The sequence below is a fragment of the Streptomyces sp. NPDC101132 genome (assembly GCF_044759225.1).
Lineage (GTDB): Bacteria > Actinomycetota > Actinomycetes > Streptomycetales > Streptomycetaceae > Streptomyces.
This window is the reverse complement of the sequence record NZ_JBIVYX010000002.1, coordinates 127,772-140,782: the sequence shown is the minus strand read 5'-3', so window position 1 is coordinate 140,782 and position 13,011 is coordinate 127,772. Positions and strand designations below refer to the sequence as shown.

Annotated in this window: 12 protein-coding genes; 6 read left to right on the top strand and 6 right to left on the bottom strand. The window is 74.5% G+C overall.

What is annotated here, in order from left to right:
• Positions 1-234: 234 nt before the first annotated feature.
• Positions 235-921 (bottom strand): copper homeostasis protein CutC, encoded by a 687-nt coding sequence (locus ACIQUR_RS04955; RefSeq protein ID WP_403658400.1) that lies wholly within the window; start codon positions 919-921, stop codon positions 235-237.
• Positions 922-1,064: 143 nt separating this feature from the next.
• Between ACIQUR_RS04955 and ACIQUR_RS04950 the strand changes: the two genes are divergently transcribed.
• On the top strand, positions 1,065-1,730 hold the full coding sequence (locus ACIQUR_RS04950) for a hypothetical protein (RefSeq protein ID WP_403658397.1): 666 nt from the start codon (positions 1,065-1,067) through the stop codon (positions 1,728-1,730).
• Positions 1,731-1,963: 233 nt separating this feature from the next.
• A complete protein-coding gene (locus ACIQUR_RS04945; RefSeq protein ID WP_403659801.1) occupies positions 1,964-3,172 on the top strand; it encodes a Cmx/CmrA family chloramphenicol efflux MFS transporter in 1,209 nt (402 codons plus the stop codon).
• 55 nt (positions 3,173-3,227) lie between these two features.
• Here the strand turns inward: ACIQUR_RS04945 and ACIQUR_RS04940 are convergent, their stop codons facing one another.
• Together ACIQUR_RS04940 and ACIQUR_RS04935 are read right to left on the bottom strand one after the other, a co-directional pair.
• Positions 3,228-3,497 carry a DUF4031 domain-containing protein gene (locus tag ACIQUR_RS04940; RefSeq protein ID WP_399939238.1) on the bottom strand — a complete coding sequence of 90 codons (270 nt, stop codon included), beginning with the start codon at positions 3,495-3,497 and terminating at the stop codon, positions 3,228-3,230.
• Positions 3,494-3,865, bottom strand: a complete 372-nt coding sequence (locus ACIQUR_RS04935; protein ID WP_403658393.1) for a hypothetical protein — start codon at positions 3,863-3,865, stop codon at positions 3,494-3,496. Before ACIQUR_RS04935 ends, ACIQUR_RS04940 begins: the two co-directional genes overlap by 4 nt.
• Before the next feature lie 123 nt (positions 3,866-3,988).
• Here ACIQUR_RS04935 and ACIQUR_RS04930 point away from each other — a divergent pair, with 123 nt between their 5' ends.
• The 3 genes from ACIQUR_RS04930 (at position 3,989) to ACIQUR_RS04920 (ending at position 7,624) form a co-directional block, all read left to right on the top strand.
• Complete coding sequence (locus ACIQUR_RS04930; protein ID WP_403658391.1) at positions 3,989-5,017, top strand: MurR/RpiR family transcriptional regulator; 1,029 nt, start codon at positions 3,989-3,991, stop codon at positions 5,015-5,017.
• A 52-nt stretch (positions 5,018-5,069) separates the two neighbouring features.
• Complete coding sequence (gene murQ / locus ACIQUR_RS04925) at positions 5,070-5,993, top strand: N-acetylmuramic acid 6-phosphate etherase (protein ID WP_403658388.1); 924 nt, start codon at positions 5,070-5,072, stop codon at positions 5,991-5,993.
• A gap of 113 nt (positions 5,994-6,106) precedes the next feature.
• Positions 6,107-7,624 carry a PTS transporter subunit EIIC gene (locus tag ACIQUR_RS04920; protein WP_403658385.1) on the top strand — a complete coding sequence of 506 codons (1,518 nt, stop codon included), beginning with the start codon at positions 6,107-6,109 and terminating at the stop codon, positions 7,622-7,624.
• Positions 7,625-7,644: 20 nt separating this feature from the next.
• On the opposite strand, the gene ACIQUR_RS04915 is transcribed toward ACIQUR_RS04920, so the two are convergent.
• The gene (locus ACIQUR_RS04915) at positions 7,645-8,247 is read right to left on the bottom strand and encodes a Uma2 family endonuclease (protein WP_403658382.1); all 603 of its coding nucleotides are present in this window, start codon (positions 8,245-8,247) and stop codon (positions 7,645-7,647) included.
• 120 nt (positions 8,248-8,367) lie between these two features.
• A complete protein-coding gene (locus tag ACIQUR_RS04910) occupies positions 8,368-8,760 on the bottom strand; it encodes a thioredoxin family protein (protein ID WP_403658378.1) in 393 nt (130 codons plus the stop codon).
• A 163-nt stretch (positions 8,761-8,923) separates the two neighbouring features.
• Between ACIQUR_RS04910 and ACIQUR_RS04905 the strand changes: the two genes are divergently transcribed.
• Entirely contained in the window at positions 8,924-12,706 is a 3,783-nt protein-coding gene (locus ACIQUR_RS04905) for a protein kinase (RefSeq protein ID WP_403658375.1), read from the top strand.
• On the opposite strand, the gene ACIQUR_RS04900 is transcribed toward ACIQUR_RS04905, so the two are convergent.
• The gene (locus ACIQUR_RS04900) at positions 12,688-12,936 is read right to left on the bottom strand and encodes a hypothetical protein (protein WP_403658372.1); all 249 of its coding nucleotides are present in this window, start codon (positions 12,934-12,936) and stop codon (positions 12,688-12,690) included. The two genes, ACIQUR_RS04905 and ACIQUR_RS04900, sit on opposite strands and share 19 nt — an antisense overlap.
• Positions 12,937-13,011: the final 75 nt, after the last annotated feature.

Here is a 13,011-nt window from a genome sequence, read left to right as displayed (position 1 = left end):
TGCCGTGCCCTGCGGGGCTGTCCCCTACCCGCCCTTCCACCGTTCCCCGGAGCTCCGCCCCGGACCCCGTAGGTCCAGGCCCGGGGCCGGACCCCGGCTGCCGGCCCCTGAGGGCCGGAGCCGGTGGGCCAGAACCCGACCGCCGGACCATGTGGGCCGGCGGTCGCCCGGGCGCCGGAACGCGTGGGCCGGGGGCCGAATGCCGGGGCGCCAGGGGGGCGGTGGGCGGGGGCGTTACGAGAGGGCCTCGCGCCAGTTGGCCACCGCGGTCGGCGAGACCGGGGACGACCAGCCGTCCGGGCGGGCCGCGCCGCCGATGTGGAAGGCGTCCACGCCGGCCTCGCGCAGGGCCGGGAGGTGGTCCAGCCGCAGCCCGCCGCCGACCAGGATCTGCGCCTCGTACCCCGGCTCACCGCGGCGCGCGGCCTCCGCCAGCAGCACCGGCAGGCCCGCGTCGACGCCCTCGGCCGCGCCGGCCGTCAGGTACGTGTCGAGGCCCGGCAGCCCCGCCAGCTCCTTGCGGAGCTGGTCGCGGTCCGCGCAGCGGTCGATCGCCCGGTGGAAGGTCCACCGGCAGCCCTCCAGCTCCGCGGCCAGCCGCTCCACGGTGACCAGGTCGGGGGTGCCGTCGGGGTTCAGGAAGCCCAGTACGAACTCCTCCGCGCCCTCGGCCCGCAGCGCCCGCGCCGAGGCCACCAGGGCGTCCACGTCACCCGCGGCGAACCCGTCGGCGGCCCTCAGCATCACGCGCAGCGGGATGTCCACGGCGGCCCGGATCGCCGCGAACGTCTCCCGTGGCGGAGTCAGGCCGTCGGCCGCCATGTCGGTGACGAGCTCCAGACGGTCCGCTCCACCTGCCTGGGCCGCGACCGCGTCCTCGGCGTTGAGGGCGATCACCTCCAGGACCGCACGGTTGCTCATAAGGCCTCATTCCTTCGGGATGCTGCTGCTATGGGGAAGTTTGCCGAACAGGTCTAGTCCAATATCAGGGTACGCACCTCCGGGCGCGGTCCACCAGCACCTTCACACTCCCGGCACCGGCCGCCGCCCACCACAATGAGCGCATGCCGACCGATACCGCGCAGCTCGAGGCCCGCTGGCACGCCACCGTCGAGGCCGCCCGGGGCTCCACCCCTCCGGGTGCCCCGGACCCCGCCCCCTACGCCACCCGGCTGCTCGCCGCCTGGGCGGAGCCGCAGCGGCGGTACCACACCACCGAGCACCTGGCGGCGGTGCTGGACCGGATCGACGTACTGGCGGAGCACGCCGAGGACCCGGCCGCCGTACGCCTCGCGGCCTGGTTCCACGACGCCGTCTACCGCCCGGACCGGTCCGAGAACGAGGAGCGCAGCGCCGCCCTCGCCGAGCGCGCCCTGCCCGAACTGGGACTCGCGCCGGAGCTGACCGCCGAGGTGGCCCGCCTGGTACGGCTCACCGTCACCCACGACCCCGCTCCCGGCGACCGCGACGGCGAGGTGCTCTGCGACGCGGACCTGGCCGTGCTGGCGGGCACCCCGGAGGACTACGCCGCCTACGCGGCCGCCGTACGGGAGGAGTACGGCTTCGTCCCCGACGACGCCTTCCGCGAGGGCCGGGCCGCGGTGCTGCGGCAGCTCCTCGCCCTCCCCCGGCTCTTCCGCACCCCGTACGGCACGGAGCACTGGGAGGCCACGGCCCGCAGGAACCTGGCCACGGAGCTGCGGCTGCTGACGGGCCACAGCGGGGAGTAGGAGAGGGGAGTAGGAGAGCTGGGGGGCGAGGGGCCCCCGCCCGGCCCGGCGGTCCGCCGGTGCGGGTGCCCGGGGCCCGTCGGCGCGGGCCCGCAGGTCCGCGGTGCGGGTGCCCGGGGCCCGTCGGCGCGGGCCCGCAGGTCCCCGCGCCGGCGGTTTCCGGTCCGGCGGGAATGCGCCGGCGTTCCGGGCGGTTGATCCATTTCATGCCCGCAGCCGCAGTACGTCCCCGTATGCCCGTGGCCGTCTACATCCTCGGCCTGTCCGTCTTCGCACTCGGCACGAGCGAGTTCATGCTCTCCGGCCTGCTGCCGCCCATCGCGGAGGACATGGGCGTGTCGATCCCGCAGGCGGGCCTGCTCATATCCGCCTTCGCCATCGGCATGGTGATCGGCGCCCCGCTGCTCGCGGTCGCCACCCTGCGGCTGCCCCGGCGCACCACCCTGATCTCCCTGATCACCCTCTTCGGCCTCGGCCAGGTCGGGGGCGCGCTGGCCCCCACGTACGAGCTGCTCTTCGCCTCCCGCGTGGTCTCCGCGCTCGCCTGCGCCGGCTTCTGGGCGGTCGGAGCGGCCGTGGCCATCGCGATGGTCCCGGTCGACTCCCGCGCCCGCGCCATGGCCGTGATGATCGGCGGCCTCTCCATCGCCAACGTCCTCGGCGTCCCCGCGGGCGCCTTCCTCGGCGAGCACTTCGGCTGGCGCTCGGCCTTCTGGGCCGTGGCCGCCGCCTCCGCGATCGCCCTGGCCGGCATCCTGGCGCTGGTCCCCCGCATCCCGCTGCCCGAGCGGCGCCCGTCGCTCGCGCGGGAGCTGCGGATCTACCGCGACCGGCAGGTCTGGCTCTCGGTGGCCGTCACCGCGCTCGCCGCGGGCGGCGTGTTCTGCGCCTTCAGCTACCTCGCACCCCTGCTCACCGACGTGGCCGGACTGGACTCCGGCACCGTGCCGACCGTACTGGCGCTCTTCGGCATCGGCGCCCTGGTGGGCACGACCATCGGCGGACGAGTGGCCGACGCGCACCTCTTCGGGGTGCTGCTGACCGGCATCACCGCCTCCACCGTCTTCCTGGTGGCACTGGCGCTCTTCGCGTCGTCGCCGGCCGCGGCGGTCACGCTGTCGTTCCTGATCGGCGTGTCCGCGTTCTACACCGCGCCCGCGCTGAACGCCCGGATGTTCAACGTCGCCGGCGCCGCCCCCACCCTGGCCGGAGCCACGACCACCGCCGCCTTCAACCTCGGCAACACCGGGGGCCCCTGGCTCGGCGGCACGGTGATCGACGGCGGCCTCGGCTTCTCGTCCACCGCGTGGGCGGGCGCCGCGATGACGGTGGTGGCGCTGGCCCTGGCCGCGCTGTCCCTGCGCCTGTCCTCCCGTACCCGGGTGGTCACGGGCTCCGCGGGCAGCCCCGCCGCCGCGCAGGCCGACGTACTGACCCACTGACGCCGCGCGGCGTAACGGGCGACCCCGTACGCGCACACGCCCCGGCCGAGGCCCCCTACGCCCGCGCCCGCCCCTTCGGCCGCCGCAGACCGGCCTCGGTGATCCGGCGGACCAGTTCCTTGCTCCCGATCTCCACCGCGCCCGCCGCCACCGCGTCGGCGTACCGCTCCGACGGCACGTCGTAGTGGTCGCCGTCGAAGGCCCGCGCCGGACACCCGATGGACGCCGCGAAGGCGTGCAGCTCCTCGTGGGACACGTCGCTGACCATGTGCGACCACATCCGCCCGTGGCCCGGCCAGGTCGGCGGGTCGATGTAGACCGTCACCGGCCGAACACCCCGCCCAGCCGCCCCACCGACGCCACCGTCACACCGGCCTTCCCGCACACCCAGTGCGGGTCGGGACCGAGCTCGGGCTCCACGTCGAGCGCGTGCGGATCGCCCGCGGAACACACCGGGCAGAGCGGCCAGCGCCCGTACTTCTCCAGGAGCGCGTCCTGGACGTCCTGGGCTATCAGGCCCGGCAGGTAGTCGATCCCCTCCGGCCACTGCTCCACCCACCAGCGGCGGTGCGAGACGGAGTCCTCGACCAGGGAGACGACGTCCGCCTCGGCGACCTCCAGGGCGACGAGATCGGCGAGGACGAGGGCGCGGGCAGCGTGCAGCGCCTGTTCCAGGGGGGTCGCGTGAGCCATGCGGCCATTGTGAACCCAACGGACGCAAGTGGCGAAGGCCCTCTTTCCGGCGGAGGAGGTCGTCGAAAGGCGGTGCCTTATGGCGGATTGACGCCCGGAACGCGCTGAAAATACCTTTCAAGGGTGAGCCGGAAGCCGAAGGAAACTTTCAGCGAGGCCCCGACCCCCGCCGCCCTGCGCGCCCGGATCAGCATCCTCGCCGCCTCCATGACCCCCTCGATGCGGGCCGTGGCGGACGCGGTCGCCACCGATCCGGCCGGCTGCGCTCAGCTCACCGTCACCGCCCTCGCGGCGCGTACGGAGACCAGCGAGGCCACCGTCGTCCGCACCGCCCGGCTGCTCGGCTATCCCGGCTACCGCGACCTGCGCCTCGCGCTCGCGGGGCTCGCCGCGCAGCAGGCGGGCGGCGCCGCGCCGGCCGTCACGGCCGACATCGCCGTGGACGACTCCCTTGACGACGTGGTCGCCAAGCTCGCCCACAAGGAGCGGCAGATCCTCGCCGACACCGCCGCCGGCCTCGACACCGCCCAGCTCGGGGGCGCGGTCACCGCGCTGGCGGAGGCCCGCCGGGTCGACCTCTACGGCGTGGGCGCCTCCGCGCTGGTCGCCCAGGACCTCGCCCAGAAGCTGCTGCGCATCGGACTGGTCGCCCACGCGCACGCCGACCCGCACCTCGCGATCACCAACGCCGTACAGCTCCGTCCGGGTGACGCGGCCGTCGCGATCACGCACTCCGGCTCGACCGGGGACGTGATCGAGCCGCTGCGGCACGCCTTCGAGCGGGGCGCGACGACGGTCGCGATCACCGGCCGCCCCGACGGCCCGGTCGCGCGGTACGCCGACCTGGTGCTGGCCACCCCGTCCTCGCGGCAGAGCGGCTTCCGGCCAGCGGCCATGTCCAGCAGGACCAGCCAGCTGCTGGTGGTGGACTGCCTGTTCGTGGGGGTGGCGCAGCGTACGTACGAGACGGCGGCGCCGGCTCTCGCGGCCTCGTACGAGGCCCTGGCGCCCCGGCACCGGGCGCCGGGCCCGGCGCGCACGACCTCCGGGGCGGCCCGTACGACGGCCGAGACCGCACGCGCCGACGGCCAGTCCACCGGCCCCGCCCGGACCGCCGCCCGCCCGAGGAGCCGCCCCGCGCCCGAGGACTGACGACCGCCCGACCCGCCTCCCTCCCCACGCCCCCTCCCCCCAGGAGTCCCCCATGACCGCGTCCGCGGAGCTCCGCGCCCAGCTCGAAACGCTCACCACCGAGGCCTTCCGCCCCGAACTCGCCGAGATCGACCGCCGGTCCACCCTCGACATCGCCCGCACCATGAACGCCGAGGACGCCACCGTCCCGGCCGCCGTCGCCGCCCGGCTGCCGCAGATCGCGGCCGCCATCGACGCGACCGCCGAGCGGATGGCCCGGGGCGGGCGGCTCGTCTACGCGGGCGCGGGCACCGCCGGGCGGATGGGGGTGCTCGACGCCAGCGAGTGCCCGCCCACCTTCAACACCGACCCGGCGCAGGTGGTCGGCCTGATCGCGGGCGGGCCGACGGCCATGGTCACGGCCGTGGAGGGGGCCGAGGACTCCAAGGAGCTGGCCGCCGCGGACCTCGCGGCCCTGGACCTCTCCGAGCGGGACACCGTGGTCGGCATCTCCGCGTCCGGGCGCACCCCTTACGCGATCGGCGCCGTCGAGTATGCCCGTACCCGCGGGGCGCTCACGATCGGCCTGTCGTGCAATGCGGACAGCGCGCTCGCGGCGGCCGCCGAGCACGGCATCGAGGTGGTGACCGGCCCCGAACTCCTCACCGGCTCCACCCGCCTGAAGGCCGGCACGGCGCAGAAGCTGGTCCTGAACATGCTGTCCACGGTCACGATGATCCGGCTGGGCAAGACGTACGGGAACCTGATGGTCGACGTACGCGCCACGAACGAGAAGCTGCGGGCCCGCTCCCGGCGCATCGTCGCGCTCGCCACCGGCGCCCCGGACGAGGAGATCGAGGCCGCCCTGACCGCCACGGGCGGCGAGGTCAAGCACGCGATCCTGACCATCCTCGGCGGCGTGGACGCGCCCACCGCCGCCCGGCTGCTCGACGCGTCCGGCGGCCACCTGCGCGAGGCACTCGCGGCGTCCCGCTGACGGACCGCGCCTCCCCCGTACGCCCACCCGCCCCGGCACCGGCGCCGAGGCACCACTCCACCGGCCCCCCTTCGACCACTGCCCGGCACCCCCACAGCAAGGCACCCCACCCCATGGACAAGAACCGCGCCACCGCCGCCGCGATCCTCCCCCTCGTCGGCGGCCCCGCCAACGTCACCTCCGTCGCCCACTGCATGACCCGGCTCAGGCTGGGCCTGCGCGACCGCGCACTCGTCGACCACGAGGCCCTCAAGGCGCTGCCGGCCGTGCTGGGCGTCGTCGAGGACCTGGGGGCCCCTCCCAGCGGTAGCTGGGGGATGTACCAGATCGTGCTGGGGCCCGGGACGGTCGCCCGCGTCACGCCCGAGTTCGAGGCGCTGGTGCGGGAAGCGGCCGCGGCAGCCCCGGATCCGGCCCCCACCCCGGCCGCGGAGGAACTGGCCACCCGGGGCGCCGAGCTGAAGGCGGCCCAGAAGGCCCGCAACGCGACCCCGTTCAAGCTCTTCCTGCGCCGGATCGCGAACATCTTCGTGCCGCTGATCCCCGCCCTCATCGGCTGCGGCATCATCGCCGGGCTCAACGGCCTGCTGACCAACCTCGGCTGGGCCCCCGCGATCGTGCCCGCCCTGGCCGCCATCGCCTCCGGCTTCATGTCGCTGATCGCGGTGTTCGTCGGCTACAACACGGCCAAGGAGTTCGGCGGTACGGCCATCCTGGGCGGCGCGGTCGCCGCGATCATCGTCTTCCCCGGCGTCGCGAAGATCACCGCGTTCGGCCTGCACCTCTCGCCCGGCCAGGGCGGCGTACTGGGCGCGCTGGCCGCGGCCCTGCTGGCGGTGTACGTCGAGAAGTGGTGCCGGCGCCGGATGCCCGAGTCCCTCGACGTACTCCTCACCCCCACCCTCACCGTCCTGGTCTCCGGCCTGGTCACGATCTTCGGCCTGATGTTCGTCGCGGGCGAGGTCTCGCAGGCCATCGGCACCTTCGCCAACCGGCTGCTGGCCTCGGGCGGCGCACTCGCCGGCCTGGTCCTCGGCGGCCTCTTCCTCCCGCTGGTGATGCTGGGCCTGCACCAGGCGCTGATCCCGATCCACACGACCCTGATCGAGCAGCAGGGCCACACCGTCCTGCTCCCCATCCTGGCCATGGCGGGCGCGGGCCAGGTCGGCGCCGCGATGGCGGTGTACCTCCGGCTCCCGCACAACGCCTCGATCCGCGCCACCATCAAGTCGGCCCTGCCCGCGGGCTTCCTGGGGGTCGGCGAGCCGCTGATCTACGGCGTCTCGCTCCCGCTGGGCCGCCCCTTCGTCACGGCCTGCGTGGGCGGCGCGGCGGGCGGCGCCTTCGTGGGCCTGCTGAACCAGCTCGGCCACTCCTTCGGCTCCACCGCCATCGGCCCCTCGGGCTGGGCCCTCTTCCCGCTGCTGGACGGCTCGGGCCCCCTGGTCACCACCCTCGCGATCTACGCGGCCGGCCTGCTGACCGGCTACGCGGTGGGCTTCCTGGCCACGTACTTCTTCGGCTTCACAGACGAGATGCTGACCGACCTGAACACGGCCCCGGAGCCGACGGCCTCCGCCCCGGGAACACCCCCGGGCACAACCCCGGAAAGGACCCCGACCCCGGTCTGACGCGGGGACGCGGCCGGGGCTCAGTGGGGGAAGGCAGCGGTGTCGATGCTCAGCCCGAACGGCTCGGGCAGCACCAGCGGCTTGCCGAAGGCGATCCGCTCGATGTGCGTGTACGCACCGTTCTCCGGCTCGGCGAAGAGCGTGGCCGTCGGGCCGTGCTCGTCGAAGCGGTCGACGAGGAGGTAGAGGGGGACCGGCGCGTGTGCGTAGGCCCAGAGCTTCTTGGTCCGGTCGTCCTGGGCGTTCCCCTTGGAAGTCACCTCGGCGACCAGCAGAGCCTCCGCCGCGTCAACGGGGTCCGTCTTCGCCGGGTCCGACTCGTCGACCAGCGCCGAAGGCATGACCACCAGGTCCGGCACGTAGACCTTGTCCAGCGGAACGACCTGGATGCCCAGGGTCTGATAGATCTCCCACTCTTCGGGCAGCACCCGGTACAGGGCGCGCTGGATCTTCGCCACGATGGCGTTGTGGTGTGCGTGAGGCGGTGGGACCAACCTGATCTGCCCCTCGTCGATCTCGGCGCGCCAACCGTCGGGCACGTCCAGCTCCCGCCAGGTCTGCAACAGGTAGTCCCACCAGCGGCCGGCTCCTGTCTGGCCGCCGTCGACCATCGCAGCGGTCATCGGGGGTCCCTCCTCCTGTGGCCTGGTGCGGCGAGCGTAGATCGAGGTCGGGGCGGCCGCGGCCGCCCCGACCAGCGTCCCACGATCGTGTGAGCGGCGCGACGAGCCCAGTGCGCGGCGTCAGGCCGTGGGCGGGACGTGGCGGGAGACCAGGGCGCGGAGGTCCTCCTCCGTCAGGGGGGCCGTGGCCGTCTCCACGACCTCGCCCGCGCGCAGCAGGACCAGGGTGGGCGCGCCCGTGACGCCGTAGCGCTTCGTCGTCGCCGGGCAGCGGACGAGGTCCGTGCGGACCACCGTGAGGCGTCCTGCGCACTCCGCGGCCAGGGCCTTCACCGCCGGGTCGAGCTCCTTGCAGCCCGCCGACCACACGCCCCAGAAGTACGCCAGCACCGGCCCGTCGACGTGCGCCAGCACGAAGTCGAACTGCGCGTCCTCCAGGGCCTGGTGCACCCCGACCGCCATCTGCTCCTCGCTCTCCCCGAGGGCGTTCCCGTACGCCCGGACGCAGGCCATTCTCCCGGCCCGGGGGATCCGACGACGCACGACGGGGCCGCAGAGGGCACGGGCCCGCCGCCGCGCTCCCTCGCGAAGCACCCGACTGCCCGTCACATCGACTTCCCCACAGCTCACTTGATCGCCTGCCCGGATACCATCCACCGGTACCTGAGGGGGAATCATGAGCCAGACCACCACCGGAGAAGGCGCCGCCAAGGCAACCGGCACGCCGCTGCTGCCGGACGATCCGCAGCGGGTCGGCGGCTACTGGCTCGCCTCGCGGCTGGGCGCGGGCGGGCAGGGCGTGGTGTACGAGGCGTACGACGCCGACGGGGTCCGGGTGGCCCTGAAGGTGCTGCACCGCGAGGCGGACCCGTTCGTCCGCGAGCGCTTCGCCAAGGAGGCCGAGGCCGCCCGCCGGGTGGCCCCCTTCTGCACCGCCCGCATCCTCGACGCCGCGGTCGACGGCGACAGCCCGTACCTGGTCAGCGAGTACGTGGCCGGGCCGACCCTGGCCGGGCGGGTACGGGCCCACGGCCCCCTCTCCGAGGACGCCGCCCTGCGCCTGGCCACCGGCGCCGCCACCGCGCTGGCCGCCATCCACCACGCCGGCGTCATCCACCGCGACCTCAAGCCGGGCAACGTTCTGCTGGGCCCCGACGGCCCCCGCATCATCGACTTCGGCATCGCCCGCGCCCCCGACATGTCGCTGACGGCCACCGGCGCGATCATGGGCACCCTCGGCTACATGGCGCCCGAGGTGCTCACCGGGCAGCGCGCCACCACCGCCGCCGACGTCTTCGCCTGGGCCGCGGTCGTGCTGTACGCGGCCACCGGCGCCGAGCCGTTCCGCGGCGACAACTGGGCCGAGGTCACCCACCGCACCGCCTCCGTGGACCCCGACCTCTCGGGCGTACCGGCCCGGCTGCGCCCGCTGATCGCCGCCGCCCTCGCCAAGGACCCGGCCCTGCGCCCCGGCGCCCCCGACCTGCTGGCCGGCCTGATCGCGGCGGCCACGGGCGAGGCGGGTGCGGCAGGCCCGGTGAGCCAGGCGGGTCCCACAGGCCCGGCCGGTCCGGCGACCCAGACCCCGACCGCCCCCGCCGACCCCCGTCTGGCCGACCCGCGCGTGCCCCTCCCCCTCCCCCGGCAGCAGACCGCCGACCCCCGCCTCGACCTGCTCAGGGCCGGCGCCCGGCAGGCCGATGAGGCCCCCCACCAGCCCACCCAGGCGGTCCCCCCGCTCGGCGACCGGGCCGAAGCCGCCTACGCCGCACTCGCGCCCGACGCCCAGCTCGCCGCACACGAACTGCTACTCCGCCTGGTGGTCCCGGGCACGGCCCCCGACGGCTCCCAGGACACCGTCCGGACCGTGACCCCCGCCGAACTCTTCGCCGGGCGCCCGGAGTCCGAGCAGCGCGCCACCGCCCGCGCCGCCGAGGCCCTCACCGCGGCCGGCGCCCTGGTCACCGAGGCCGACGGCTCGGTACGCCCGGTCAGCACCGCCCTGCTCCCGGCCTGGCGCAGGCTGCGCACCTGGACCGACGCCGACCGCACCGGCATCGCGCACCGCCAGCGCGTCACCTGGGCGGTGCACCGCTGGGACGCACACGGCCGGCGCACCGAGGACCTCCTCACCGGCACCGAACTGCGCACCCTCCTCGACTGGCTCCCCACCGCCGCCCCGCACCTGCGCCCGAGCCCGCCGGAGCTGGCGTTCCTTGAGGCCTCCCGTTCCGCCGCGACCCGCGCCGTACGCCGCCGTCGGCAGCTCCTGTCCGGCCTGGCCGCGGTCACCGTGATCGCCCTGCTGGCCGGCGGCGTGGCGTACCTCCAGAACCGCGAGGCGGACCTCCGCGCCGCCCAGGCCACGGCCCGCTCGGTGGCCCAGGCCGCGGACTCCCTGCGGGGCACCGAGCCGGACACCGCGATGCTGCTCGGCTTGGCGGCGTACCGCATCTCCCCGGTCCCGGAGGCGCGGGCGGCGCTGTACGCGGCGGCCGCCCAGCGGGAGCGGTCGGCCGTCCCGCTGCCGGACGTCAACGACGGCGACACCGCGGGCCGGATCCTGACCCCGGACGGCCGGCGGGTCTTCGCGTACAGCCCGCTCGGGATGTCCATGTGGAACGTGGCCGAGGGCGCTGCGCGGGCCGCCAAGCCCGAGTTGACGTTCCCCGTCAAGGCCGCCGATCTCGGCACCGACGCGCCCGTCATGAGCCCCGACGGCTCGCTGGTGGCCATCCAGCGCAAGGACAGCACCCTGCTGCTGGTCTCCACCCGCGACGGCAAGCCCCTCGCCGCGCCCATGAAGCTCTCGGACGACCTGGTGCCCTACGCGCTGACCAACAAGGGCCAGGTGACGGTCTACTCCAGCCAGTACGACCGGGCCTACCAGGTCCTGGACCGGACGGGCAGGGAACTCACCACCCTCGCCTCCGGCGAGACGGTGTCCCCCGACGGCGCCCGCACCGCGACGTGTTTCGATGACATGCCGGTCCGCGTCTACGAATTCGGCACCGCCCGGACCGTCGTAGCCCCCGCCGGCGGCGACACCGGCGACGACTGCGAGGACATCCGGTTCAGTCCGGACGGCCGTCACCTGCTCGTGCGCACCAGTGGTACGGACACCGTCGTCTACGACCTCGGCACCGGACGCGAGGTGGGCCGCCAGGGCTCCGAGGACTCCGACCTGTACTTCAGCTCGGGAGGCCGCTACCTCGTGGGCACGACCGCGAAGGACGGCCGGCATCCGGGCATGCTGGAGGTCTGGGACCGCACGGACGCCACGAAGCCCCTGGTCAGGATCCCCACCGCGGCACGGGAGAACACCGCTGGCGACGACGTCGGCAGCATCGCGCTCGACGAGGGTGCCAAGGTCCTGCGGTACGAGTCCCGCGGCACGAACCAGGTCCAGTCCATCGACGTCAGCGCCGTACTGGCCGCCGCCTCGGACGGCACCGACCTGCAGGGCCTGGCGGTCTCCCCCGACGGCCGTACGGCCGTACTCGGGCCGAACGACCTCCTGAAGGACCACCCCCTCCACCTGCTCGACCTGCGCACCGGCAAGCGGACCGCCGCCCAGGTCACCCAGCACAGCCTCCGCGTGCAGCAGTCCCATCCGAAGAGCGCGCTCAGCACCGGCGGCCGGTACCTCGCCTACACGGACGAGACGACGACGCGGCGCGAGATCGTCGTACGGGACACCACGACCGGCAAGGAGACCGTGCGGGTGCCCGTCACGCCGGGCAACGCCATCTCGCACCTGGCCATCGCCCCCGACGGCGGTCACCTCGCGCTGACGACGGTCGCCCCGGGGACGCCCACCGGCGAGGGGTACACCACGGAGGTCTGGAACCTCGGCAAGCGCAAGAAGATCCACACCTTCAAGGGCACCGAGGGCCTCGGGGTCTTCAGCCCCGACAGCCGCCGCCTGCTCACCACCGCCGGCGAGGAGCTGGACCTGGAGACCGGCGGCACCCGGAGGGCGCCCTTCGGCGGTACGCCCACCGAATCCGTCGTCTTCGCCCCCGACGGCACTTCCGTGGCGGTCCTGAAGGAGTCGGGCTGGGTCGAGATCTGGGACGGGGCCGCGAAGGAGCGCCGCGCCCTGCTCCCGAGCGGCCTGGTGCGCGGCGGGGACCGCTTCGGGCAGCCGGTGTCCTGGCTCTCGTACTCCCCCGACGGCAAGGAACTCGCCCTGGTAGTCAACGGCGACTCCGTCCAGCTGTGGGACGTCGGCTCCCGCCTCGCCCTCGGCAAGCCGCTGAACGTGACCGGCCGGCAGATCGACGCCATGTCCTTCGACGGCGACGCCCTGCGCGCCGTCAGCGGCGCGCAGGTGCACACCTTCGACCTCGACCCGGGCAGCCTGGCCGAGCAGATCTGCAAGAAGGTCGGCCGGGACATCACCGAGGCCGAGTGGCAGACCTACATCCCGGACGCCCCCTACCGCGGCCTCTGCTGAGCCGCCCGGTTCAGCTCCCGCACCCGCCCGCGCAGCCGCTCGCCCTTCAGTACGGCGGCCAGCTCACGGGCGGTGGCGGGGTTGCACCGGCCCAGGTCGATCAGCGGGCGCGGGTAGTTCCCGGCGCTGGACACGGGGTCGAGCCGGACCGACGGCAGGGTGATCCCGACGCCCTCCAGCCCCTCCTTGAGCTCGGCGAGCGCCTCTTCCGCCACCTGTACGAGATCCATGTCCACGCGCTTTCCCTCCACGCTGAGTACGGGCTTTGCACACACAGCGTGGCGGTGCGTGGCTAGCCTGGACAG